At 70.1% G+C, this 24,478-nt stretch carries 24 protein-coding genes; 15 read left to right on the forward strand and 9 right to left on the reverse strand.

Annotated elements, in window-relative coordinates; translation table 11 throughout:
* Window positions 1-146 precede the first annotated feature (146 nt).
* The 9 genes from erm to CSX12_RS03520 all read left to right on the forward strand — a co-directional run bounded on the left by erm (window position 147) and on the right by CSX12_RS03520 (window position 10,962).
* A complete protein-coding gene (erm, locus tag CSX12_RS03480) occupies window positions 147-911 on the forward strand; it encodes a 23S ribosomal RNA methyltransferase Erm (protein WP_124894867.1) in 765 nt (254 codons plus the stop codon).
* A 146-nt stretch (window positions 912-1,057) separates the two neighbouring features.
* Window positions 1,058-1,564, forward strand: a complete 507-nt coding sequence (locus CSX12_RS03485; protein ID WP_124894868.1) for a methylated-DNA--[protein]-cysteine S-methyltransferase — start codon at window positions 1,058-1,060, stop codon at window positions 1,562-1,564.
* An 81-nt stretch (window positions 1,565-1,645) separates the two neighbouring features.
* Window positions 1,646-3,049, forward strand: a complete 1,404-nt coding sequence (thrC, locus tag CSX12_RS03490; RefSeq protein WP_124894869.1) for a threonine synthase — start codon at window positions 1,646-1,648, stop codon at window positions 3,047-3,049.
* Between the two features lie 232 nt (window positions 3,050-3,281).
* Entirely contained in the window at window positions 3,282-4,622 is a 1,341-nt protein-coding gene (locus CSX12_RS03495; RefSeq protein ID WP_017204579.1) for a cytosine permease, read from the forward strand.
* Window positions 4,623-4,665: 43 nt separating this feature from the next.
* Window positions 4,666-6,213 (forward strand): hydantoinase/oxoprolinase family protein, encoded by a 1,548-nt coding sequence (locus tag CSX12_RS03500; protein ID WP_124894870.1) that lies wholly within the window; start codon window positions 4,666-4,668, stop codon window positions 6,211-6,213.
* A 1-nt stretch (window position 6,214) separates the two neighbouring features.
* Complete coding sequence (locus CSX12_RS03505; protein WP_124894871.1) at window positions 6,215-7,315, forward strand: DUF917 domain-containing protein; 1,101 nt, start codon at window positions 6,215-6,217, stop codon at window positions 7,313-7,315.
* Window positions 7,312-8,415 carry a DUF917 domain-containing protein gene (locus CSX12_RS03510; RefSeq protein ID WP_124894872.1) on the forward strand — a complete coding sequence of 368 codons (1,104 nt, stop codon included), beginning with the start codon at window positions 7,312-7,314 and terminating at the stop codon, window positions 8,413-8,415. The genes CSX12_RS03505 and CSX12_RS03510 overlap by 4 nt, the downstream gene beginning before the upstream one ends.
* A gap of 10 nt (window positions 8,416-8,425) precedes the next feature.
* Entirely contained in the window at window positions 8,426-9,454 is a 1,029-nt protein-coding gene (locus CSX12_RS03515; protein ID WP_124894873.1) for a DUF917 family protein, read from the forward strand.
* Complete coding sequence (locus tag CSX12_RS03520) at window positions 9,451-10,962, forward strand: helix-turn-helix domain-containing protein (protein WP_124894874.1); 1,512 nt, start codon at window positions 9,451-9,453, stop codon at window positions 10,960-10,962. The genes CSX12_RS03515 and CSX12_RS03520 overlap by 4 nt, the downstream gene beginning before the upstream one ends.
* 4 nt (window positions 10,963-10,966) lie before the next feature.
* Here the strand turns inward: CSX12_RS03520 and CSX12_RS03525 are convergent, their stop codons facing one another.
* From CSX12_RS03525 to CSX12_RS03540, 4 genes are all read right to left on the reverse strand, one after another.
* Window positions 10,967-11,377 (reverse strand): VOC family protein, encoded by a 411-nt coding sequence (locus CSX12_RS03525; RefSeq protein ID WP_124894875.1) that lies wholly within the window; start codon window positions 11,375-11,377, stop codon window positions 10,967-10,969.
* Window positions 11,378-11,472: 95 nt separating this feature from the next.
* On the reverse strand, window positions 11,473-11,739 hold the full coding sequence (locus CSX12_RS03530; RefSeq protein WP_124894876.1) for a thioredoxin family protein: 267 nt from the start codon (window positions 11,737-11,739) through the stop codon (window positions 11,473-11,475).
* An 84-nt stretch (window positions 11,740-11,823) separates the two neighbouring features.
* Complete coding sequence (locus CSX12_RS03535; RefSeq protein WP_241160556.1) at window positions 11,824-12,834, reverse strand: FUSC family protein; 1,011 nt, start codon at window positions 12,832-12,834, stop codon at window positions 11,824-11,826.
* A gap of 52 nt (window positions 12,835-12,886) precedes the next feature.
* On the reverse strand, window positions 12,887-13,627 hold the full coding sequence (locus tag CSX12_RS03540; RefSeq protein ID WP_124894877.1) for an NAD(P)H-binding protein: 741 nt from the start codon (window positions 13,625-13,627) through the stop codon (window positions 12,887-12,889).
* Between the two features lie 106 nt (window positions 13,628-13,733).
* On the opposite strand from CSX12_RS03540, the gene CSX12_RS03545 reads away from it, so the two are divergent.
* Together CSX12_RS03545 and CSX12_RS03550 are read left to right on the forward strand one after the other, a co-directional pair.
* Entirely contained in the window at window positions 13,734-15,083 is a 1,350-nt protein-coding gene (locus tag CSX12_RS03545; RefSeq protein ID WP_164479529.1) for a M20/M25/M40 family metallo-hydrolase, read from the forward strand.
* Between the two features lie 55 nt (window positions 15,084-15,138).
* On the forward strand, window positions 15,139-16,599 hold the full coding sequence (locus CSX12_RS03550; RefSeq protein WP_124894879.1) for an MFS transporter: 1,461 nt from the start codon (window positions 15,139-15,141) through the stop codon (window positions 16,597-16,599).
* Between the two features lie 3 nt (window positions 16,600-16,602).
* On the opposite strand, the gene CSX12_RS03555 is transcribed toward CSX12_RS03550, so the two are convergent.
* The 5 genes from CSX12_RS03555 to CSX12_RS03575 form a co-directional block, all read right to left on the reverse strand.
* Window positions 16,603-17,406: an acyl-CoA thioester hydrolase/BAAT C-terminal domain-containing protein gene (locus CSX12_RS03555; protein WP_164479530.1), complete on the reverse strand. Its 804-nt coding sequence runs from the start codon at window positions 17,404-17,406 to the stop codon at window positions 16,603-16,605.
* A gap of 20 nt (window positions 17,407-17,426) precedes the next feature.
* Complete coding sequence (locus CSX12_RS03560; RefSeq protein ID WP_040568871.1) at window positions 17,427-17,750, reverse strand: hypothetical protein; 324 nt, start codon at window positions 17,748-17,750, stop codon at window positions 17,427-17,429.
* Window positions 17,751-17,906: 156 nt separating this feature from the next.
* Window positions 17,907-19,076 (reverse strand): RtcB family protein, encoded by a 1,170-nt coding sequence (locus CSX12_RS03565; protein ID WP_124894881.1) that lies wholly within the window; start codon window positions 19,074-19,076, stop codon window positions 17,907-17,909.
* A 273-nt stretch (window positions 19,077-19,349) separates the two neighbouring features.
* Window positions 19,350-19,754, reverse strand: coding sequence for a VOC family protein (locus tag CSX12_RS03570; RefSeq protein WP_017204595.1), 405 nt, complete (start codon window positions 19,752-19,754; stop codon window positions 19,350-19,352).
* A 31-nt stretch (window positions 19,755-19,785) separates the two neighbouring features.
* Entirely contained in the window at window positions 19,786-20,553 is a 768-nt protein-coding gene (locus tag CSX12_RS03575) for a siderophore-interacting protein (RefSeq protein ID WP_124894882.1), read from the reverse strand.
* 102 nt (window positions 20,554-20,655) lie between these two features.
* On the opposite strand from CSX12_RS03575, the gene CSX12_RS03580 reads away from it, so the two are divergent.
* The 4 genes from CSX12_RS03580 to CSX12_RS03595 are packed head-to-tail and all read left to right on the forward strand — an operon-like array spanning window position 20,656 to window position 24,475.
* Window positions 20,656-21,651 carry an ABC transporter substrate-binding protein gene (locus tag CSX12_RS03580; protein WP_124894883.1) on the forward strand — a complete coding sequence of 332 codons (996 nt, stop codon included), beginning with the start codon at window positions 20,656-20,658 and terminating at the stop codon, window positions 21,649-21,651.
* Between the two features lie 49 nt (window positions 21,652-21,700).
* The gene (locus tag CSX12_RS03585; RefSeq protein ID WP_026050005.1) at window positions 21,701-22,687 is read left to right on the forward strand and encodes an iron chelate uptake ABC transporter family permease subunit; all 987 of its coding nucleotides are present in this window, start codon (window positions 21,701-21,703) and stop codon (window positions 22,685-22,687) included.
* The gene (locus CSX12_RS03590) at window positions 22,680-23,723 is read left to right on the forward strand and encodes an iron chelate uptake ABC transporter family permease subunit (protein ID WP_241160557.1); all 1,044 of its coding nucleotides are present in this window, start codon (window positions 22,680-22,682) and stop codon (window positions 23,721-23,723) included. Before CSX12_RS03585 ends, CSX12_RS03590 begins: the two co-directional genes overlap by 8 nt.
* Window positions 23,720-24,475, forward strand: a complete 756-nt coding sequence (locus CSX12_RS03595; RefSeq protein ID WP_124894884.1) for an ATP-binding cassette domain-containing protein — start codon at window positions 23,720-23,722, stop codon at window positions 24,473-24,475. The genes CSX12_RS03590 and CSX12_RS03595 overlap by 4 nt, the downstream gene beginning before the upstream one ends.
* Window positions 24,476-24,478: the final 3 nt, after the last annotated feature.

Below are 24,478 nucleotides of genomic sequence, written 5' to 3' on the forward strand. Positions count from 1 at the left end.
CGCCTGACGGCGCGCTCGCACTCCGCACGCATCTGCGCGCCGTCCACCGAGATGTCATCGCACCTCGGGACGGGCGATCCTCACTGACGCTCCCACGCGTCCTCGCCTCCGTCGAGGTGCTCCGATTCTTCCTCTGGAGCGCACTCATGCCTCGATCCATCCATGGCGGCCGTCACGAACTCGGCCAGAACTTCCTCACCCACCGTCCGACCCTCGCTCGCATCACCGTCCTCGTCGAGCGCACGTCCGGCCGCATCCTCGAACTCGGCTGCGGCGATGGCGTCCTGACGCGCGAGCTCGCAGCGCTGGGCCGGCCCCTCACCGCGATCGACCTCGACGAGCATCGCGTCGGTCGTCTGCGCAGGGCGCTGCCCGACGTCCGTGTGGAGGTGGCCGATGCCACGCGCCATCCGCTCGACGCCGAGGTCGTCGTCGGCAACATCCCCTTCCACGTGACGACGCCGATCCTGCGGCGTCTGCTCTCCCACGGTCGCTGGAACGAGGCGGTGCTGCTCACGCAATGGGAGGTCGCGCGCAAACGGGCGGGCGTCGGTGGCGGCACCCTGATGACCGCGCAGTCGGCCCCGTGGTTCGAGTTCTCCCTGGAGGGCCGGGTTCCCGCGTGGGGATTCTCTCCCCGGCCGAGCGTCGACGGCGGTCTGCTCGCCATCACCCGTCGGGGTTCGCCGCTCGTCCCTGTCTCGGATCGGAAGCGGTACGACGCGTTCGTCCGGGCGATGTTCACGGGGCGGGGCGGGAGCCTCGCCGCGGTGGTGGCGGCCGCCGCTCGCATCCCGATGGGCGGGGCTCGACGTGCGGTGGCGGCTGCCGGGGCGGGGGAGCAACGCCTTCCCCGCGATCTGCGCCCCGAGCAGTGGGCCGCCCTCTGGCATCAGGTCAGCCGTGGGTGACGTGTCGAGGCCGGCGATCCGTGCGCGCTCGCAGCTCGTCGCGCCGGAAGCGACGAGGCGCCATACCCTCTCCCGCCGAGACGGTTCGCCGCCACCGTGATTCCCCCGCCGGTCCGCGTGTCCTGCACGGGAGGTACTCTCGACGCATGTCGGCCTTCGGAACGCTCGAGACTCCCGTCGGGGTCATCGGGGTCGAGAGCGACGGCGCGGCGATCACCCGCGTCACGTGGCGGTCGACTGCGCCCGAAGGAAGCGTCATCGCGGCGGACCCCGGCGCCGATCCGCTGCTCGCTGAAGCACTCGCGCAACTCCGTGCCTACTTCGACGGCGCGCTGCAGCGCTTCGACGTGCCGGTCGACCTCGGCGTCCAGACCACCGCGACCAGAGCCGTGCTGCTCGCCCTGCAGGAGACCGTCGCGCACGGGGAGACCGTCACCTACGGCGGACTCGCCGCCCGCAGCGGCACCGCTGTTCCGGCGCGGGGCATCGGATCGATCATGGGCGCCAATCCCGTGCCGCTGATCGTGCCCTGCCACCGGGTCGTCGCCGGGGACGGGCTGGGCGGGTACTCCGGCGGCGACACGGGGCGAGGTCTCGAGACCAAGCGCTGGCTGCTGGAGCATGAGGGCGCTCTGCCCACCTCGCTGTTCTGAGCCGGCGGGCGTCATCGCGTCCGTTCCGCACGGAACCGCCTGCGAGAATGGACGTGCCGAGTCCCGAGCCGAGGAGCCAACGTGCCGTTCATCTCCACCCGCGGCGGCATGCAGCCGCAGTCGTTCAGCGAGACGCTGCTGGAGGGCCTCGCGCCCGACGGCGGACTGGCGGTGCCCGAGATCATGCCGACCGTCGACGGCGAGACGCTCGAGCGCTGGCGTGCGCTGACCTACCCTCAGCTGGCGACCGAGGTGCTCGGCCTGTTCGCGACGGACATCCCCCGCGCCGACCTCGCGCGGATGACGGATGCCGCCTATGCCGGCTTCCCCGACGGGGTCGTGCCGCTGCGGGCGGTCGACGACGAGCTGACCCTGGTCGGGCTCTCGGAAGGCCCGACGCTCGCCTTCAAGGACATGGCCATGCAGTTCCTCGGCCAGGTGCTCGAGTACACGCTGGAGCGCAACGACGCGGTGCTGAACATCCTGGGCGCCACGTCGGGCGACACCGGCTCTGCAGCGGAACACGCCCTCCGCGGCAAGGAGCGGGTCGCCGTGTTCATGCTCTCGCCGCAGGGCCGCATGAGCTCGTTCCAGCGGGCGCAGATGTTCTCGCTCGACGACGCGAACGTGCACAACATCGCGGTCGAGGGCGTCTTCGACGACTGCCAGAACCTCGTGAAGAAGCTCGCCGGCGACCTCGACTTCAAGCGCGCCCAGCATCTCGGTGCCGTCAACTCGATCAACCTGGCGCGCATCACGGCCCAGACGGTGTACTACTTCTGGGCATGGCTGCGCGCGACCGACGCCGGCGGCTGGACCGAGCTGTCGTTCACGGTGCCGTCAGGGAACTTCGGCAACATCCTGTCCGGGTTCTACGCGAAGCAGATGGGCTTGCCGATCCGGCGCCTCGTCCTGGCCGCGAACGAGAACAACGTGCTCGACGAGTTCTTCCGCACCGGCGTGTACCGTCCGCGCAGCGCCGCGCAGACGCTCGCGACCTCGAGCCCGTCGATGGACATCTCCAAGGCGTCGAACCTCGAGCGCTTCATCTTCGAGCTGGTCGACCGCGATCCCGCCCGCGTCGTGGGAGCGTGGGACGACCTCGAGGCCCAGGGGCACTTCGACTTCTCCGCCGACAAGGAGCGGTTCATCGAGGAGTTCGGCATCGTGAGCGGAACCTCGACCCACGCGGACCGACTCGCGACGATCCGCGCGGTGTACGAGGCCACGGGGGAGGTCATCGATCCGCACACCGCCGACGGCGTGAAGGTCGCGCGGCAGTACGTCGAGCCGGGGGTGCCGATGCTCGTGCTCGAGACGGCGAAGCCCGAGAAGTTCGCCGAGACGATCCATGAGGCGATCGGCGTCGAGCTCGGCTATTCGCCCGAACTGCAGCAGATGCTCGACGCCCCCCAGCACGTGACCGAGATGCCCGACGACGCGCTCGCTCTCCGCGCCTTCATCGAGGCGAACGCCCTGCACTGATCCGCGAGACCCCGCTTTCGCGCCGAAACCCCCTGTCGCCCACGCCGGAGACAGGGGGTTTCGGCGTGAGCCCGGGGTCTCGGCGAGAAGAGAGGGGGGGAGAGGGGGAGAGGGGGGGAGGGCAGTGTGCACAGGGGGAGGGGAGATCAGGGCGAGATGCACATGTCGGGGAAGGCGGCGGGGTGAGTACCGTGGCGGGCAACCCGTTCCCTCCTCCTCCCGAAGGACTCCCATGGCACGCACGGCGCACGCAGACGATTTCGCGCTCTCCCGAGTGACGCCCGAGGCCCGCAAGCCCTGGTTCGGAATCGCCGTTCAGCGATTCGGACAGGTCTCGGCCCTCTCGCAGTTCCTCCTCGGCGCGACCCTCGGTTACAGCATGACCTTCGGCGAGGCCGTCCTCGCCTTCCTCTTCGGCTCGATCATCCTCGAGGTGATCATGTGCGTGGTCGGCTTCATTGGCCAGCGCGAGGGCCTCAACACCGCACTCCTGGCGCGCTGGACCGGCTTCGGCGAGATCGGCGCCTCCCTGGTCGGCCTCGCGATCGGCATCAGTCTGATCGGCTGGTTCGGCATCCAGTCCGCCATCTCGGCGCAGTCTCTCGATGCCCTGATGCCCGGCGCGCTGCCGGTCTGGGCGTGGAGCCTCATCTTCGGCCTCGCCGTCACCGCGATCGTGGCGTTCGGCTTCGTCGGGATGCAGTGGCTCGCGAACATCACGGTGCCGCTGTTCCTCATCCTCGTCGGCTGGTCCGTCATCTCCGAGCTCACGCGCCACGACATCGGTGAGCTGCTGACCGGCCCGGCACCCGGACCGACCATGAGCGTCTGGGCAGGCACTGGGATCGTCGCCGGCGGCCTCATCGTCGGCGCCATCATCACCGGCGACATGACCCGGTTCAACCGCTCGCGGGCCGACGTCATCAAGCAGACGGTGCTCGGCGTCTCCCTCGGCGAGTTCGTGATCGGTCTCGCCGGCGTGCTCCTCGCCCACGCGGCGGCGACCGGCGACATCGTCGCGATCGTGACCTCGTCGGTCGGCTTCATCGGTCTGTTCATCGTCCTCACCGGCACGCTCAAGATCAACGACTGGAACCTGTACTCCTCGACCCTGGGCCTGGTGAACTTCATCTCGACCGCCTTCGGCAAGAACCTGCACCGCGTCACCACGACCATCGTCCTCGGTGTCGTCGGCTCGGTGCTGGCAGCCGTCGGCATCCTCGGTCAGTTCACCGAGTTCCTCGTCGTGCTCAGCGTCGCGTTCCCGCCGATCGCCGGCATCATGGTCGCCGAGTACTACGTGGTGCGCCGCTGGCGGCCCGAACTCGACGCGACCCGAGAGGCCGGCACGCTGCCGCTGACCGCCCCGCGCATCGTCCCGGCGACCATCATCGTCTGGCTGGTCTCGTCGCTGGTCGGCTACTTCGTGACCTGGGGCATCCCGTCGCTGCTCAGCCTCTTCCTGTCGATGGTGCTCTACATCGTCGCCGGCAAGCTCGGCTGGGTGCGCGGCGTCGGCGTCGCGACCACACGGCAGGCGCACCAGGCCGACAGCGCTCCCGCCGCGGTCTGAGCGGACCGCCCGGAACAGAACCACCTCCACGAAAGCGAGAATCATGCACATCGGCATCGACGTCGGCGGCACCAACACCGACGCCGTCCTCATGGACGGCACCCGCACCCTGGCCGGGGTGAAGCACTCCACGACGCCCGACGTGACGAGCGGCATCGTGCAGGCGATCGAGGACCTGCGCGCGGGGCACTCCTTCCAGGGCGCCGACATCGATGCCGTCATGATCGGCACGACGCACTTCATCAACGCGCTCGTGCAGGCGAGTCGCCTCGCTCCGGTCGCCGCGCTCCGTCTCGGCCTGCCCGCGACGCGGGCGCTGCCACCGCTGATCGACTGGCCGGAGGTGCTCGTCGAAGCGACGCAGGCGCGCAGCTATCTCGCTCACGGCGGCTACGAGTTCGACGGTCGCCCGATCTCGCCGCTCGACCCCGACGAGATGCGCGCTCACGCGGAGGACATGAAGGCGCACGGCATCCGCTCGGTCGCCATCTCCTCGGTGTTCAGCCCCGTCAACCACGATCTCGAGGTGCGCGCGGCCGAGATCGTCGCCGAGGTCCTCGGAGAGGATGCCGCCATCTCGCTGTCGCATGAGATCGGCCGGATCGGACTGCTGGAGCGCGAGAACGCGACGATCATCAACGCGGCTCTGCGGGAGCTCGCCTCCGAGATCGTCGACGGGCTCACCTCGGCGGTGCGCGCCCAGGGCATCGAGGCGCCGATCTTCCTGAGCCAGAACGACGGCACGCTGATGGACGAGGAGTACGTGCGGCGTTACCCGGTCGCGACGTTCGCCTCCGGGCCGACGAACTCCATGCGCGGTGCCGCGGCGACCAGTGGCCTCGACGACTGCGCGGTGATCGACGTCGGCGGCACGACGGCCGACATCGGTCTGCTCATCAACGGCTTCCCCCGGGAGACGGCGAACGAGGTCAAGGTCGCCGGGATCCGCACCAACTTCCGGATGCCCGATGTGCTGTCGCTCGGCATCGGCGGCGGCAGCATTGTGGACGAGGAGACCGCAGAGGTGGGACCTGCCTCGGTCGGGTACAAGCTCACGACCGAGGCCCTGGTGTTCGGAGGTTCCACGCTGACCGCGACCGACATCGCGGTCGCGGCCGGCCGCGCGCAGGTGGGGGATCCGAGCAGGGTCGCGCACCTCGATCCCGCCTTCGTCGAGCGCGTGCTCGCTCGCATCGCGGAGCGCGTGTCCGAAGCCGTCGACCGGATGCGCACCTCGCCCGACCCGATCGCCGTCGTCGCGGTGGGCGGAGGCTCGATCCTCCTCCCCGACGAGCTTCCGCTGTTCGGCACCGTCCACCGGCCGGAGAACTACGCGGTGGCGAACGCCATCGGGGCTTCGATCGCTCAGGTCGGCGGCGAGATCGACAAGGTCTACGCGATCGAGCCGGGTCGCCGCGAGGAGACTCTCGCGGAGGTCCGCGCCGAAGCCGTCGACAAGGCGATCGCGGCGGGCGCGAAGCCGTCCACCGTGTCGATCATCGACTTCGACGAGGTTCCCATCCCGTACCTGCCGGGCAACGCCACGCGCATCCGCGTCAAGGCCGTCGGCGACCTCGACATGGGGGCCTGACATGAGCTGGACGATCACTCCCGCGCACATCGACGGACTCGCCCGCGGCGCCGCCGTCCTCGGCACCGGCGGGGGAGGCGACCCGTACATCGGCGCTCTCCTCGCCCGTCAGGCCCTGTCCGCCGGCGACGTCACGGTCGTGGGCCTCGACGAGGTGCCCGACGACGCCCTCGTGCTGTTCGTGGCCATGATGGGCGCGCCCACCGTCATGGTCGAGAAGCTCCCGAGCCTCGCCGAGGTCATCGAGCCGGTCAAGGCGCTCGGCATCTACCTCGGTCGTCCGGTGACGCACATCGCGTGCGCCGAGGTCGGCGGAGTCAACTCGACCATCCCGATCGCGGCGGCCGCCGCCCTCGGTCTTCCGCTCGTCGACGCGGACGGCATGGGGCGCGCGTTCCCCGAGCTGCAGATGGTGCTGCCGACGCTGTACGGCGTGACGGCCTCACCCCTCGCGTTCAGCGATGAGAAGGGCAACACCGGCGTGCTGCAGACGGCGGACAACTCCTGGACGGAGCGCATCGCCCGCGTCGCCTGCGTCGAGATGGGCTGCTCCGTGATGATCTCGGGCTTCTCGATGTCCGGTGCCGCTGCTCGGGAGTCGCTCGTCGCGGGGTCGCTGTCGCGCTGCATCGAGATCGGACAGCGGATCGCGGTCGCCCGTGAGGAGAAGACCGACCCGGTCGCCGCCGTCGTGGAGCTGCTGGGCGGCCGTGAGCTGTTCGGCGGCAAGGTCGCGGACGTGAACCGCGCGACGACGACCGGCTTCGCCCGCGGGCGTGCGCGGATCGACGGCGACGGCGGGGCCTCGCTGACGCTGCAGTTCCAGAACGAGCACCTCGTCGCGGAAGCCGACGGCCAGGTGCTCGCGACGACGCCCGACCTCATCATGGTGCTCGACGGCGAGTCCGGTGAGCCCGTCACGACGGAGGGTCTGCGCTACGGGCAGCGGGTCCGCGTGATCGCGGCCCCGGCTGACGAGCGGTGGCACTCGGACGCGGCCCTCGCAATGGTGGGTCCCGGCTACTTCGGCTACGACATCCCGGCGCACCGGTTCGACGGCACGGTCTCGGCAGGGGCCGCCGCGGCAGGAGCGGCGGCATGAGCTGGCAGCTGACAGCCGCGGATCTGCCCGACCTCGCCCGGGGTGCGACCCTCCTCGGCACCGGCGGCGGAGGCGATCCCTACATCGGCAAGATGCTCGTCGAACGCGTGCTGGGCGAGGGGAGCATCACGATCCTCGATCCGGACGACCTCGCCGACGATCTCTTCGTGATCCCGACCGCGCAGATGGGGGCGCCGACCGTCATGGTCGAGAAGATCCCCGCCGGCACGGAGCCCACCCTCGCCCTGCGCACGCTCGAGGACCACCTCGGGCGGAAGGCCGATGCCACCATGCCGATCGAGTGCGGCGGGATCAACTCGATGATCCCGCTCATCGTCGCCGCGGAGACCGGACTGCCGGTCGTCGACGCGGACGGCATGGGACGCGCCTTCCCCGAGCTGTCGATGGAGACCTTCGCGGTCTACGGCGTGCACGGCTCGCCGCTGGCGCTCGCCGGTGAGCGGGGCGAGAAGGTCGTGATCGACACCGGCGACGACGACCGCCAGATGGAGTGGCTGGCCCGCGGCATCACGATCCGCCTCGGCGGTGTGGGCCATATCGCCGAGTACGCGATGAGCGGAGCGGACGTGCGCCGCACCGCCGTGCCCCGCACGATCTCGATGGCGCTGGCGCTCGGCCGTGCCATCCGGCTCGCCCGCGAGGAGCACCGTTCTCCGTTCGAGGCGATCGCCGAGACGCTGTCCACGACGCTCTACCCGCATCTGCGCGAGCTCTGCGTCGGCAAGGTCGTCGACGTGGAACGCCGCACCACGGACGGCTTCGCGAAAGGGCGGGCCGTCATCGCTCCGCTGGGCGCCGAAGACGGCGACGTGTTCGAGATCTCCTTCCAGAACGAGAACCTCATCGCGCGTCGCTCCGGCGCACTCGTGGCGATCGTGCCGGACCTGATCTGCGTCGTCGACCACGAGACGGCCGAGCCGATCACGACCGAGGGGCTGCGGTACGGCCAGCGGGTGCGCGTGCTGGGCATCTCGACGCCGGACATGATGCGCAGCCCGGAGGCGCTCGCGGCGTTCGGTCCGTCGGCCTTCGGTCTCACGGAGGACTTCGTCCCCGTGGAAGAGCTGGCCGCGCCCTAGGCTGGTTCTCATGCAGCTGGCGCGCGACGACCTCGGTGCCCTCGCCCGCGGGTACGCGCTCCTCGGATCGGGCGGCGGCGGATCGACCACGATGCTCGAGCTGATGCTCGGCTCGTCCGACGGCTGGCCGATCGACGTCGCGGATGCGTCGTCCCTCGACCCCGCGACGCCATGCCTCGGGGTCGCGTTCGTCGGCTCCACGATGCTCTTGAGCGAGCGGATGCCCGGTGCGGCGCCGTTCTCGTCACTGCTTGCAGCCGTCGAGCGATGGCTCGGACACCCGGTGCCCGCGGTCTGCTCCCTGGAGGGCGGCGGGATGAACGGGCTCGCCCCGCTCACCCTGGCGGGTTCCCACACGGTGGTCGACGCGGATTGCACCGGTCGGGCGGTTCCCGGTCTCGACCAGATGTCCCTGTTCGTCGATCGCGTGCCCGGACTCGTGTTCGCGTGCGAGACGGGGGCCGACGGCGTGGCGCTCGTGGAGGCGACCCGTGCGATCGATGCCGAGCGCGTCGTCCGCTCCGCCATCATCCAGGCGGGAGGGGTGGGGTGCGCCGTCCTCGCCGGCTTCACGGTCGGCGACCTGCACGAGCACGCGATCGAGGGTCACCTGGCCCGCGCGCTGGGGCTCGGCCGCTCGTTCCTGGCCGCGGCGACCGCGCCGCTCCCCGTCCTCGCCGAGGAGCTCGGCGGACAGGTCCTCGCCGAGGGCCGGATCGCCTCGATCGCGACCTCCCCGGCTGATCCTCATGTCAACGCGGTGGAGATCTCGGGACACGGTGGCGCGATCCACCGCGTCATCACGCGGTCCGAGACCCTCGCGGTGCTCAGCGACGGGGTGCTCGTGGCCTCCGCGCCGACCATCATCGTCATCCTGGACGCCGTGTCCCGGGAGATCCTCGAGGTCACCGACCTCGGACTCGCGCGCCATGTCGCGGTCCTGGGCCTGCCCGCTCCGGACTGGTGGAACGCCCGACCGGACCGGCGCGCCCGGGTCGTCCCCTCCGCCTACGGGCTCGCCGACCTGGATGCCGCATGAGCGAGACACTGTCCCTGAGCGCCCTCCTCGCCCAGGGCGAGAACGGGGGGCTGCGCCACGTCGGCGGTCCCGCGACCGGGTGGGACGCGGTCTCGGTGGAGGCGGCGGAGGAGGACCTGCCCGCCGACGGCGACGGCCGGCTCGCCATCCTCACCGGTACAGCGCCCGCGACGACCTGGCAGCAGGATGCGATGCTCCGGCGCGTCAGGGACCGCGGCTACACCGGACTCGGGCTCCCCGGAGCGGCCGGGATCGACGCGGGATCGCTGCGTCTCGCCGACCGGATCGGGCTGTGCCTCCTCGACGTCGACCGTCCCGTCCAGTTGGCCAGAGCCTGCTGGATGCTCATCGAGGCCCGTGATGCGCTGACGCTCAATCAGGTGCGCAAGATCGCGCAGTCCTTCGAGTACGCCGCCGACGATCTCGGTGATCTCCTCGGGCATCTCGCTGCGAATCTGGGTCTCGGGGTGGCGCTGATCGACGCCGCCGGAGTGCTCCGTGAGGCGGGAGCGCACCTGGACGCCGATCTGCACGCCGCGATCCGGTTCGACTCCTGGATCGACGGGGCCCGGGCCGGGGAGTCCGCGGCGGCTTCCGTCCGCGTCGACAGTCCCGGACGCACCGGACTGCGGCTCGTGCTCTTCGGGCGGGGACTCGGTGAATCGCAGCTGCAGTCGCTCTCGGTCGCCGCGGAGGTCGCGATGCCGGCGGTGGCCGCGCGCATCCTGATCGACGAGATCGCCGCGGTCAACGACGTCGCCGCCTCATCCGGTCTGCTGAGGGACTTCGTCGATCTCCGCGGTGCGGTCGACGCCGACGTCGAGCGGCGCATGGCGGAGCGCGGCTGGCGCACCGGAGGTCACCACATCGGCTTCCGGATGGTGGCGCGCGGGCGGGTGGACCCGTTCTCCCTGCTCCGTTCGATCACCGCCGGTCTGAGCGCGATCGACGCCGAAGCGCACGCGACGACGGCGGGGCGCGGAATCAGCGGCTGGCTCTCCTTCCCGGAGGCGCCGGGTCCCGATCGCGTCGAGCGGTCGGTCGCCGCGCTTCGCGAACTGCACCTCAGCGCGTTGCGGGATTTCGCGGTCGCCACGGGTGTCGGCTCGCTGCAGGGCGGACCGGAGGGGTTGGCCGGGACGCTCGACGAGGCGGGCGATGCCGCTCGGATCGCTGCTGCGAGGTCGGCCACCGGATGGTTCGTGCGGGTGGACAGCCTCGGGCTCGAGCAGCTTCTGCTCGCCTGGACGGGCAACGACACGTTCGTCCCGGCGGCCCAGTCGCTGCTCGCTCCGCTCCGGGAGGGCGGAGGTGAGCTGCTCACGACGCTCTCGTCCTACCTCGACCACGAGTCGGGGATCGCCGCGACCGCCGCAGCGCTCGGGTTGCATCGGAACACCGTCGCCGTGCGCATCCGCCGTGTCCAGGAGCTGCTCGGCATCGACATGAGCGACCCCGAGGCGCGGCTGGCGCTGCACCTCGCCTGCCGGGCCGTGCTGCCCGGCTGAGCCCTCACTCGGGGTCGCCGTGCAGCATCCAGGCGATGCCGAAGCGGTCGACGAGCATCCCGAAGGTGCCTCCCCAGGGCGGGGTGTCCAACGGCATGGTGATCGTGGCGCCTTCGGACAGCCGATCCCAGACCTCCTGCGTCCGCTCCTGGGTGTTCCCGCTCAGGGACACCGAGATCCCCTGCGGCTTCTCGTAGGTCATCCCGTCCGGGGTGTCGGATGCCATCAGGACGAGGCCGTCCGGAGTGTTCAGCTGAGCGTGCATGACCAGCTCGCTCTGGCTGGGATCCTGCACCATGTCCGGGAAGTCCCCGAACACGCTGATGTCCAGATCGCCGCCGAGCACGCTCTGGTAGAACTGCATCGCCTGGCGGGCTTCCGTGCGGAACGAGAGATACGGGTTGAGAGCGGGCATGAGGATCTCCAAATCGAGCGGAACGTGTCGCGGCCGGCACCGTCGACGCTCAGTCTGCGCCGGGTTCCGCCGCCTCGCAAGAGGGCTCGAGATCGTCAGTCGGGCAGGGCCCGCAGCGCTGCCGTGAGCACCTGCGGAACCGTGGGCACGCCCTCGGCGCGGAACACCTCGGCGCCGGCGTCGTCGCGGATGATCACGGTGGGGGTGAAACGGATGTCGAGCTGGTCCGCGAGGTCAGGCTCCCGTGCGACGTCGATCTCCGAAACCGACGCACCGGGGAGGTAGCGTGCGGCGTCGCCCAGCACCGTCCTCGTGCGCGCGCAGGCGCCGCAGAACGAGGAGGACACCAGCGTCAACTCCATGTGCTCCCCTCTCGGCTCGGCGCGTGCTCTGCGAGATGCAACCGCGCGACGGAGCGCGCTGTTCCCGGAACGGTCGATCCGGGCTCAGGTCGACGGGGCAACGGCACGCGGGTGCAGCAGACCCGAGGCCGCTCCGAGGGCGGCGCCGACGAGAGTGTCGACGATCCGCTCTCCGGCGACGTCCATCGAGCCGATGTCTCCGGTCGCGGCTCCCGTGAGCAGCAGCACGAGCGGGGTGATGAACACGAGAGCGAGTGCGTAATGGCGCACCACGACGAGCTCGATCGTGAACTGCAGCGCGCCCAGCAGCAGCGCGAGCCAGAGCCCGGCCGGATGCAGCAGCGCCAGAAGTGCGTACAGGCCGGCACCCACGACGGTTCCGAGCATGCGGTGCAGTCCGCGCTCGAACGCGGCGCGACGCGCGGCGGCGACGCCGACGACCGCGACGGCGGAGCCCACGATCCAGTAGGTGCGCGTGGGATCGATCACGAGACCGAGCAGCACACCGAGCACCGCCACGACCGCGACCCGCAGCACCAGCACCCGCGATCCCGGGGAGAGAGCGGGGCCGGGCAGCAGATCTCGAAGCGGTCGCGGCGTCACCGCCCGCGAGCGGGGCAGCAGGAGGGGAGTGAGCGCGAGCAGGTACGAGAACACGCACCCCGCGGCGAGGGCCGCGACGTATGTGAGCGGGGCGATGGCGGAGGAGTCGACGACGTGCGCGGACAGGCCGAACACGAGGACGAAGAACAGCGGGCCGGGCGGGCCCAATCGGAAGCCGAACGCGATCGCCGCGGACGCGACGGCGACGAGCACGACTCCGATGCCCACGAGCACCGCGTTCCCGGCGACCAGAACGCCGAGCGCGGCGCTGACCACGAGCCCGGCGGCGACCAGCGGCAGAGCGCGAGCGCGGTCGACCACCGCCGCCGAGCCGAGGAACAGCACCGTGAACGCGCCGCTGGCCGCGATGTAGCCGAGCGCGGGCTCGCCGGCGAGGGTCATCACGGCGATCGGGACGCTGATGCCGAGTGCGGCCTGCAGCGCGAGGGGCCACCTGCGGCCGCGCGACGGGGCGAAGGCGAAGAGGCTCACCCCTCCATTCTCGTCCCCCGGGAAGCCTCGGCCGTCGACGGGACGCGGCGACTCACCGCGCGGCGAGCCACTCCGCGAAGGTCTGCCGTCCGAGATCGGCGTCCGCGCCGGGGAGCGCCTTCCCCGCTCGCATGCCCGACATCTGGGGGCCCGGCACGTTCAGGGCCGGGATCCAGCCCCGGTATCCGGTGCGACGGGCGAAGGCGCGCACCATGTCGGCGAGCTGCTCCTCGCGCGGCCCGGCGAGGTCGCGCACCCGCCCCTGCGCGCCGCCGGCGGCGAGTTCCGCCAACCGCCTCCCGACCTCGTCGGCGGCGACCGGCTGCGTGCGTGCGCGCGGAGCGACATGCAGGGGACCGATCTTCGCGCGCGCGAACATCTGCTCCGCGAACTCGTGGAACTGTGTGGCCCGCAGTATCGTCCACGGCATCGCCGACGCCTGCACGAGCTTCTCCTGGGCGATCTTGCCCGCGTAGTAGTCGTAGGGGATCCGATCGATGCCCACGATCGACAGCACCACGATGTGCCCGACCCCGGCGTCCGCCGCCGTGGCGAGGAGATTGCCCGTCGCGGCGGTGAAGAACTCGATGGCGGTGCTCGCCTTCAGCGTCTCGATGCTCGCGACGTCGATCACCGCGTCCGCGCCGTCCAGAGCTCCCGCCAGACCGCGGCCCGTCACGAGGTCGACGCCGTGCGAGCGGCTGAGCACGATCGGATCGTGACCACCTGCGCGTACGGCCTCGACGGTGCGGCGTCCGACGACACCGGTTCCTCCTGCGACAGCGATCCTCATGGGCGTGCTCCTTCGTCCCGACACATCTTCCTCCTTCCGCGCCGGCGACGACGCGGCGACGCGGCGGATCGGCCCGCTCTCCTGCAGACCCGCGGCCCTCGCTACGATGACGACTGTGACCTCCACGACCGTGCGCCCCGGCATCGCCGAGCGTCTCTCGCAGATGATCAGGATCCCGACGGTCTCCGCGGAGCTCGAGCAGCGCGGTCCCGGTCCGTTCGAGGAGTTCGTCGCGTTGATCGCCGAGCTCTATCCCCTCGTCCACGAGAAGCTGACCCTCGAGCGCCACACCGACTTCGGCTTGCTCTTCCGCTGGGCGGGCGCCCGTGGAGCCGACGGCGGGCCGGTGGTGCTGATGGCCCACTACGACGTCGTCCCGGTCGATGAGAGCGACGCCTGGAGCCATCCGCCGTTCGCGGGAGTGATCGCGGACGGCTCCGTGTACGGCCGCGGCGCCCTGGACGACAAAGGGCCGCTGATCATCGTGCTCGAGGCGGTCGAGAACCTCCTGGCCGACGGATTCGTCCCGAGCCGCGACGTGTACCTGTCGTTCGGGGGCAACGAGGAGACCTACGGGAAGGCCGCCGAGGAGATCGCCCACGTGCTGCGCGACCGCGGCATCGTGCCATGGCTCGTCGTCGACGAAGGCGGCGCCGTCGTGGACGCGCCCCTCCCGCTCGTGCCGGGCCGCGCCGCGATGATCGGCGTCGGCGAGAAAGGGGTGCTGACGGTGCGGCTCTCCGCGCGCGGCGAGGGAGGTCACGCCTCCGCCCCGCCCTCGCTCACCGCGGTCCGTCGCATCGCCAGAGCCGTCGACCGCCTCGGCCCCGGGACCTTCCGTCCCCGTGCGTCGCGCGCGATCCTGCGGATGCTGTCGCAGCTCGCGGCACAGACGCCCGGCCCCGCCCGGCATCTGCTGCGCCTGCTCGGATCCGCGCCGCCGCTGACCGCGCGGGTGTTCGCCGCGCTGGGCGGGGAACCGGCGGCACTCGTGCGCACGACCGTCGCGCCGACGATGCAGGCGGGAGGAACCGCGGCGAACGTGCTGCCTTCTCAGGCCTCGGCCACGATCAATCTGCGCATCGCACTGGGAGAGACGACGCAGCAGGCCGTGTACCGTCTGCGGCGACGGATCCGAGACCCCCTCGTGCAGGTCGAGGTCGTCGAGGCGAGTGAGCCGTCGCCCGAGTCCTCGACCGACAACGCGCAGTTCGCCCTGCTCGCCGCGGCCCTGGAGGTCTCTCATCCGGGCGTCCCCGCCGTGCCGTACATCATGATGGCGGCCACGGACTCCCGGCACTTCCATCGCTTCGCACCGGCCGTCTACCGGTTCGCTCCGTTGGACATGTCCAACGCCCAGCGCGCGTCCATCCACGGTGTCGACGAGAGCGTCGAGATCGCGGCCCTGGAGCGCGGGGAGCGGTTCCATCGCGCACTCCTCGAACGGCTAGGGTGATCTCACCCGCCTCCCGCCGTGCGCCGGAGGATCCGAACGAGAAGCAGGAGACGCGATGACGCGCACCCGAACACTGGGCACCCTCGCCGTCGTCGTCGGCTTCCTGGCCTTCGTGGAGTTCACCAGCGGCGTGCTCCAGGGCTACTACACGCCGATGCTGAGCGACATCGCCCGGCATCTCGGCATCCACGACGCGGACGTGAACTGGCTCGAGGGCGCGCAGCTGATGCTGTCGGCGCTCGTCGTTCCGGCATTCGCGAAGCTCGGGGACATGGTCGGCCACAAGCGGATGCTGCTCATCTCGACGGCCGTCACCGCCGCGGCCGCCCTGGTCCTGCCGTTCACCGACTCGTTCGGGGTGTTCCTCGCGGCGTGGGCGCTCATGGGCTTCTACGTCGTCTGGCTCCCGCTCGAGATCGCGCTCATCTGGTCGCGGTCGCGCCGCCTGGACGGACGCTCGTCGATCACGGCGAAGGCGGCAGGACTCCTGGTCGCGGCGCTCGAGGCCGGCGCCATCATCGGCGCCCTCGTGGGCGGCGCCCTCATCGACGTGCTGCCGCTGACCGTCGTCCTCCTGGTTCCGGCCGTGCTCATCGTCGTGTGCTTCTTCGTCATCCTGTTCGGCGTCACGGAGTCGCCCGAGCCCACGGGAGGAGTCTTCGACACCGTCGGCCTGGTGCTGATCTCGCTCGCTCTCCTCTGCTTCACCGGCGGCCTCAGCCTGCTCCGCCTCGAAGGAGGTCTGACCAACCCGCTCTCCTGGGCCGTGGTCGCCCTCGGCATCGTGCTCGTGATCCCGTTCGTGCGCTGGGAGCTGCGCTGCCAGGACCCCCTGATCGACGTGCGCATGTTCCGCTCGCCCGCGCTGGGCCCCGTGTTCCTGACCGCCGGTCTCTTCGGAGTCAGCGTGCTCGGCGCGCAGGCCCCGCTGTCGACCTTCGCGCGCACCGATCCGACCGTGTACGGGTACGGTCTCGGCACGAGCGGTTTCGCGACCTCCCTGATCATCGGCGTCTACCTCGTCGCGATGATCGTCGGGGCGCTGCTGTTCCCCGTGGTCGCCCGGAAGCTGTCGCCGCGCCGGACCCTGATGGGGGCATCGGTGCTCGTGGGCGTCGGCTTCCTGCTGTTCCTGCCGTTCCACGACGCCTCCGGGCAGGTCATCGCGAACATGGTCGTGGTCGGGCTCGGCTCGGGCGCGCTCGTGGCAGCGCTTCCGGCGGCGGCCGCTTCTGCGGCGCCCGCGACGCAGACGGGGGTGGCCACGGGTCTCACCAACTCGGTGAAGACCGTGGGCGGTGCGATCGCGTCCTGCGTGTTCGGCATCGCCCTGCTGCACGGGGTCACGAGCGCGGCCGGCGGCGCCGACGGAACTGCCGGTTCCCTGGCCGGGTACTTCACCGTGTGGATCGTCTGCGGTGCGACCGCGCTCGCGGCAGCCGTGATCCTCGTCTTCGTCCCGAAGACCGCCTTCACCGATCGGACGGTGGAGGCCGAGATCGCTCCCGTGGTCTGAGCCTCAGTCGTGCAGCCGCAGGGCCTGGGCGATCTCCGGCCAGGCGAGCGCGCCGAGCTCGGCATCGGCGGACTCGGTGCCGCCCCGTGCCATCCGGACGCCGCCGGTCGGCGCGGACTCGCCCGGCAGCACCACGCGGTGCCCCGCCGAAGGGTGTGTGACCACCGTCGTCTCTCGGCCGTGCTCCCGCCGGCGTCGCGCGATGGCTGCGGCGAATCCGTCGCTGGGCCACACCCGGTCGTCGCCGCCCGCGACCAGGACCACACGCCCGGGGATCCGCTCCACCGCGATCGTCGCGGACGCCGTGCGCTCGGCGTCCAGCTCGAGGCTGGTCTCGTACAGCGATCGGTACTCGGGCGGCTCGGTCGACGGAGTCCAGTCCGCATCGAACCGCACGGCGGGAAGCGGGGCGCCGCGGTGCGTCCAGTGCGAGGACCATCCCGCTCCGTCGTTCCCCGACCAGATGACCGAGGACGGCGCGATCGCCACCGTGATGTCGACGGGGAACAGTGAGGCGGTGACGAGGGCCGCCTCCGCGCCGAAGGAGGTACCGAGGACCGCGATCCGGTCGTGGTCCTTCCGCAGCAGTTCCAGCTGAGCCGCGAACAGCTCGATCGGGACCTCGTGCGGTGCGGGACGTTGGTCCACCCCGCCGAACCAGCGGATGGCGCGGGCCCTGGCGCCATGGCGCGCGAACAGCTCCGCCCGCCCGTTTTCGACGCGTCCGCTCGAGCCGGCGAGGATCAGGACAGCGGTGCCGCAGGGGCGCTCCGGATACGCGTCGTGGAGGTCGGGGGAGGAGACCATCGGGCGGTGATCCGGGCGCATCAGTCGCGGTCGAGCCCGAAGGTGCGCTTCACGATGGCCTGCACGTCGCGGTCGAGGCCGTCGATCCGGGTGTTCACGGTATCGAAGCGCGCGTTCATCTCGTTGCGGAGGCCGGTGAGCTGTCCGTTCACTTCGTTGCGGAGGCCGGTGATCTGCCCGTTCATCTCGGTGCGGAGGCCGGTGATCTGTCCGTTCATCTCGGTGCGGAGGCCGCCGATCTCGCTGCGGAGTACACGGATGAAGAGGGTCGAGACGAGCGTGAGGGTGCCGAACATCAGCGCGACGAACGATCCGATCATCGTCCAGATCTGCGCATCGTTCATGAATCCCACTCCCTCATCGTCGCATCGATTCCGCAAGCCTGCCAGAGCGCGCGGAACGAAGATATTGGCTGTCCGGGGAGTGTGGACGACCGGTCGAACCCGGCCGTTGGGGAGGAGGAGACCGGACGACGGAAGTGCTCCGCCGCCCGGTCCTGCTCAATCCCCCTTCACGTTCACGAGCTGCCGCAGCGTGTGCCGGATCGACACCAGGCTCGCGGCGTCAGCCATCACCCGGTCGATCGGCTTGTACGCCTGCGGGATCTCGTCGAGGAAGGCGTCGGTGTCGCGGAACTCGATGCCGGCCATCGCCTCCCGCAGCTGGTCGTGGGTGAACGCCTTGCGCGCGGCTGACCGCGAGTACTCCCGTCCGGCCCCGTGCGGCGAGGAGTTCAGCGACTGCGGGTCGCCGCGTCCTTCGACCACGTACGAGGCGGTGCCCATCGACCCCGGGATGAGTCCAGGCCGACCGGCATCCGCCTGGATCGCGCCCTTCCGGGATACCCAGACCCGCTTGCCGTAGTGCAGCTCGGACTCCGTGAAGTTGTGGTGGCAGTTGATGCGCTCCTGCTCGTCCACGGGGCTTCCGAGGAACTCCGACACCTGACGGATGACCCGGTCCATCATCTCCTCGCGGTTCAGCAGCGCGAAGTGCTGGGCCCACCGCAGCTCACGGATGTATCGCGTGAACTCCGGGGTGCCTTCGACGAGGTAGGCCAGGTCGGGGTCGGGGAGGTCGATCCACCACTGCTTCGCCAGCCGCTGGGCCACCGCGATGTGGTGCGTCGCGATCTTGTTGCCGACACCTCGCGACCCGGAGTGCAGGAACAGCCAGACCCGGTCGAGCTCATCCACCGACACCTCGATGAAGTGGTTGCCGGATCCGAGCGTGCCCAGCTGCAGGCGCCAGTTCCCGGCGTACTGCGCGGGGTCGAAGCCGTTCTTCTCCGCCAGCTGCTCGAGCTCGGCGATGCGCGGCTCGGCGGTTGCCACGACCTTGCGGTTGTACCGGCCGGCCGACAGCGGGATGGCGCGCTCGATCTGCTCCCTGAGCTTGGCGAGCTCGCGGCCGTCGAGGTCGTTCCTCGTGAACTGCGTGCGGACGGCGATCATGCCGCAGCCGATGTCGACGCCGACGGCGGCGGGGATGATCGCGCCGAGCGTCGGGATGACCGAGCCGACCGTCGCCCCCTTGCCGAGGTGCGCATCCGGCATCAGCGCCAGGTGCGGGTGGATGAACGGCATGCGGGCCGTGGTGTGCGCCTGAGCGAGTGTCTTCTCGTCGATCAGTGACGCCCACGACAGCAGCCGTGCGGAGAGCCTCTCCATGATTCCTTTCCTTGTGGTGGTGTTCAGCCACAGGTCAGGGGAGTCTCCAACGGAAACGCCCCGGACCTGACGGTACGGGGCGTTGCGAGAGCGGATGCTGTCACACGGCGCGTGCCGGAGGGTACGACTCGAAGCGGTCATTGCGCTTCTGCTGAAGCGGCAACACCGCTGCGATGGGGAGGTTCCGCAGGGCGGTCATCCGTCGACTCCTCGGCTGGCATGCTGCACCGGTCGGCACAGCCTTGCCACCCTAGGGCGCGACACGCCCGGGCGTCAAGTGCTCTCGCGCGGAGGGTTGTACATGAACTCGATGCGGATGCCGTCGGCGTCCTCCACGAATGAGGCGTAGTAGCGGTCGCTGTACCGCGGATACTCCTTGGGTTCGCGCACGGCTGTCCAGCCGGCGTCGAGGGCGAGCGCGTGCAGCCGGTCGACCTCGGCGCGCGACGGCACCCCGAAGGCCATGTGCTGCCAGCCGACGCGGCCGTGCCGGTGCGGGCCGGATTCCTCGTCCCACGTGTAGAGGATGATCTCGGTCTCCTCGCCGTGGTGCCAGGAGATCGAGTGGTCGTCCTCTCCGCCGCTCTGATAGCCGAGAGCGGTCAGCACGGGGTGGAACTGCGCGCGGCCGCGTTCCAGGTCGTCGACGGTGATGCCCAGATGGTCGAGAAGTGCCATGCGCCCAGTCTGTCAGCGTCGGCGCGCGTTGTCAGTGCGGCGCGTGGTACTCGGCTTCGCCGCGCTTCCAGTACCCCTTCACGACGGCGTTCGCGGTGTCGACGGCCCATCGCTGCAAGAGCGCTCGGCCCGGCTTGACGATCGACTGCTCGGCGGCGATGAAGACGAACGGGTCGTCGCCCGGGACGTCGCCGGGGGTCAGGGCCTCGAGGAAGGCGCTCAGTGCCGAGCCGGCGGTCGCCTGGCCCCGGTGCAGCCACTCGATCGTGACGGGCGCCTCGATCTCGACCTGGTGTGCCGCGTCGACGGTCTCGATCACGATCCGCGCCGGCGTGCCCTTCGGGATCAGCGTGGCGAAGCGACGGATCGCGGGGATGGCGGTCTCGTCGCCGACGAGCAGCCACGACCCGGGCTGTCCTTCGAGCACCGCGGAGCCACGGGGGCCGCCGACTCCGATGGTCGAGCCGATCGGGGCGTTCGCCGCCCAGGGAGCCGCGACACCCTGGTCGCCGTGCACCGCGAACTCGACGTCGAGCCAGTCCTCGCCCCACGCCAAGGGCGTGTACTCCCGGCTGGGCGAGGCGCGCAGCTCCTCGACGGAACCGACGGGACCCGCCGGGAAGAACAGCCGCATGTGGTCGTCGGATCCGAGGGACTCGAACCCGGCCAGGTCGCTGCCGGTGAGGCGCACGCGCACGAAGTCCGGAGCGAGCCATTCCCTGGCGCTCAGCGTGACGTTGCGGAAGCGCAGCTCGAGGCCGCGACGCTCGATCGAGAAACCGGATTTCGTATCGCTCATGAAGTAAGGCTAACCTAATTGAGCCGAGGTCAGGTGACCCTAACCTCGGCCATACCGGCGCCCCTCGTGTGCGCGACGATCCCGCAGAACAGGAGTCTCTCCATGTCCGTGCCCAGAACCCTCACCGCCACGAGCGTCGCGCTCGTCGGACTTCTCGCCCTCGCCGGCTGCGCATCCGGCAGCACGGCGGAACCGGAGGAGACCGAATCCTCGGCCGACTCCGTCACGATCGAGGACAACACCGGCACGCACGAGATCCCGACTCCTCCGAGTTCCGTCGTCGCCCTCGACAACCGCACGTTCCAGACGCTCTCGGACTGGGGCGTCGAGCTCTCCGCCGCGGCCGTCGCGCTCATGCCGGAGACGGTGGCGTATGCGAAGGACGACGAGATCGTCGACATCGGTCTGCACACGGAGCCGAACCTCGAGGCGGTCGTCGCCGTCGAGCCCGATCTCATCATCAGCGGTCAGCGCTTCACGCAGCACAACGCCGCCATCGCCGACCTCGTGCCCGAGGCCACGATCATCGACCTCGACCCCCGCGACGGCGAGCCGTTCGACGCGGAGCTCAAGCGACAGGTCACGGTCCTGGGAGAGATCTTCGGCAAGCAGGACGAGGCGCAGAAGCTGGTCGACGACTTCGACGCCGCCGTCGAGCGCGCCAAGGCCGCCTACGACGACGCGGACACCGTCATGGCCGTGAACACGTCCGGCGGGGAGATCGGCTACCTCGCCCCGACCGTCGGCCGCTCGCTCGGCCCGATCTACGACATCCTCGGCCTCACTCCCGCGCTCGAGGTCGACGACGCGAGCGACGACCACCAGGGCGACGAGATCTCCGTCGAGGCCATCGCGTCCTCGAATCCCGACTGGATCCTCGTGCTCGATCGCGACGCCGTGTTCGCCGCTGAGACCCCGGATTACGTGCAGGCGGCGGAGATCCTCGAGAGCTCCGAGGCTCTGGCGGGCGTCACCGCGGTGAAGGAGAAGCAGATCGTGTACATGCCCACCGACACCTACCTGAACGAAGGCATCCAGACCTACACGACGTTCCTGAACGACTTCGCCGACGCTCTCGAGCAGAGCGCGAAGAACTGAGGTTCCGCGGCGGCATCCGGGGCGCCCCGGATGCCGCCGCCCCGTCATCATGACCACGACCCACCTGACCTCGCCGCCCCGCTCCGCCGGGCGGCTCTTCGACGTCAAGCTGCTCATCGGTGTGCTCGTCGTCGCCGTCCTCCTCGTCATCTCGCTCTTCACCGGCGTCTACGACATCGCCGGCGCGGACGACGGCGCCCAGATGTTCCAGATCACGCGGGTTCCGCGCACGATCGCACTGGTGCTGGCCGGGGCCTCGATGGCGATGGCGGGCCTCGTGATGCAGCTGCTCACCCAGAACCGCTTCGTCGAGCCGACCACGACCGGCACGACGGAGTGGGCCGGTCTCGGCCTGCTCGCCGTCATGATCCTCGTGCCGCAGCCGTCCCTTCCGCTGCGCATGGCCGGAGCCGTGCTCGCGGCCTTCATCGGCACGATGGTGTTCTTCGCCTTCCTCCGCCGCGTCGCGCTCAAGTCCTCGCTCATCGTCCCGATCGTGGGCATCATGCTCGGCGCCGTGGTCGGTGCGGTCTCGACGTACCTGGCGCTCGCCACGAACTCGCTGCAGATCATCGGCGTCTGGTTCGCGGGCAGCTTCACCTCGGTGATGCGCGGACAGTACGAGATGCTCTGGATCGTCGCGATCATCGGCGTGATCGTGTTCATCGTCGCGGACCGGCTGACGATCGCCGGGCTCGGCGAGGAGATCGCCACGAACGTCGGCGTGAACTACAACCGCATCATCCTGCTCGGGACCGTCCTGATCGCGGTCACCACCGGTGTCGTCACCGTCGTCGTCGGCAACCTGCCCTTCCTGGGGCTGATCGTGCCGAACATCGTCTCGATGGTGCGCGGCGACGACCTCCGCAGCAATCTGCCCTGGGTGTGCCTGCTCGGGATCGCTATCGTCACGGTCTGCGACATCATCGGGCGCACGATCATCATGCCCTTCGAGGTCCCCGTGTCGCTGATCCTCGGCGTCGTCGGCGCCGTCGTGTTCGTCCTCCTCCTGCTCAGGCAGCGTCGACGTGGCTAGCGGGGTGCTCACGAAGGCGACCCGGGGCGATCGCGTGCGCTCGGCCGGTTCGTTCACGACTCCGCGTGCCCGCCGGCGCTACCTGATCGTGCTCGGCATCCTGACCGTGCTGGCCCTCGGTTCCGGCTTCGGACTCCTCGCGTGGGGCAACCCGATGCCGGCCGGCACCCCCGGATTCTGGCGCATCGCGCAGCACCGGGCGACCGACGTCACGGTCATGGCCCTCGTCGCGGTCGCTCAGGCCATCGCCACGGTGAGCTTCCAGACGGTCACGAACAACCGCATCATCACTCCCTCGATCATGGGGTTCGAGTCGCTCTACCGCGTCGTGCAGACATCGACCGTGTACCTGTTCGGCGTGGCAGGACTCGTGGCGATCCAAGGCGTCGGACAGTTCGCGATCCAGGTCGCCATCATGGTGGGGCTCGCCGTGGCGCTCTACGGCTGGCTGCTGTCCGGACGCTACGGCAACCTGCAGATCATGCTGCTGGTGGGGATCGTGATCGGCGGCGGACTGGGAGCCGTCGCGACGTTCATGCAGCGCCTGCTCACCCCCAGCGAGTTCGACGTGCTCGCGGCGCGGCTGTTCGGCAACGTGTCCAACGCCGATCCGTCGTACCTGCCCCTGGCGGTCCCGCTCGTCGTCGGCGCCGCGGCATTGCTGTGGCTCCGCTCCCGGCGGCTCAACCTCATGGCGCTCGGCCCCGACGCCGCCCGCTCGCTCGGGCTGGATCACCGACGGGAGCTGTTCATCGTGCTGTTCCTGGTCGCCGTGCTGATGGCGACGTCGACCGCGCTGGTCGGGCCGATGACGTTCCTCGGATTCCTCGTCGCGACGCTGGCGTACCAGTTCGCCGACACGCACGATCACCGGCTGATCTTCCCCGTGGCGGTGCTGACCGCATTCACGATCCTCGCCGGCGCCTACTTCCTCATGAAGAACGTGTTCTACGCGCAGGGCATGGTGTCGATCCTGATCGAGCTGGTCGGCGGCACCGTCTTCCTCATCGTCATCCTCAGAAAGGGCAGGCTGTGATCGCTCTCGACGGCGTCCGCCGTGACTACAGCAGCGAGGTCGGGATCGGCCCCGTCGACCTCCAGATCCCCGCCGGCGGGATCACCGCGCTCATCGGTCCCAACGGCGCCGGCAAGTCGACGCTCCTGACGATGATCGGACGCCTCAACGGCATGGATGCCGGGGCGATCGAGATCGCCGGTCTGGACGTGGCCTCCACCAAGTCGAAGGATCTGGCGAAGGTCGTCTCGATCCTCCGTCAGGAGAACCACTTCGTCACCCGGCTGACCGTGCGCCAGCTGGTCGGGTTCGGGCGTTTTCCGCATTCGAAGGGACGCCTGACCAGGGCCGACGAGGAGATCATCAGCAGCGCGATCGACTTCCTCGATCTGGGCGCTCTGGAGGGCCGGTACCTCGACGAGCTGTCCGGCGGGCAGCGGCAGCGGGCGTACGTCGCGATGGTCCTCGCGCAGGACACCGAGTTCGTGCTGCTCGACGAGCCGCTGAACAATCTCGACATGCGGCACGCCGTGCAGATGATGAAGCACCTGCGGCGCGCGGCGGAGGAACTCGGACGCACGATCGTCATCGTCCTGCACGACATCAACTTCGCGGGTCACTACGCCGACCACATCTGCGCCATGAAAGACGGCGCTGTCGTGGAGTTCGGAGCCCCGGAGGCGATCATGACCGACGACGTGCTCACGCGGGTGTTCGACACCCCCGTGCGCGTGGTCGACGGTCCATCGGGCCCGCTCGCCGTCTACTACTGATGC

This window comes from Microbacterium sp. Y-01 (assembly GCF_003856715.1).
GTDB classification, from domain to species: domain Bacteria; phylum Actinomycetota; class Actinomycetes; order Actinomycetales; family Microbacteriaceae; genus Microbacterium; species Microbacterium algeriense.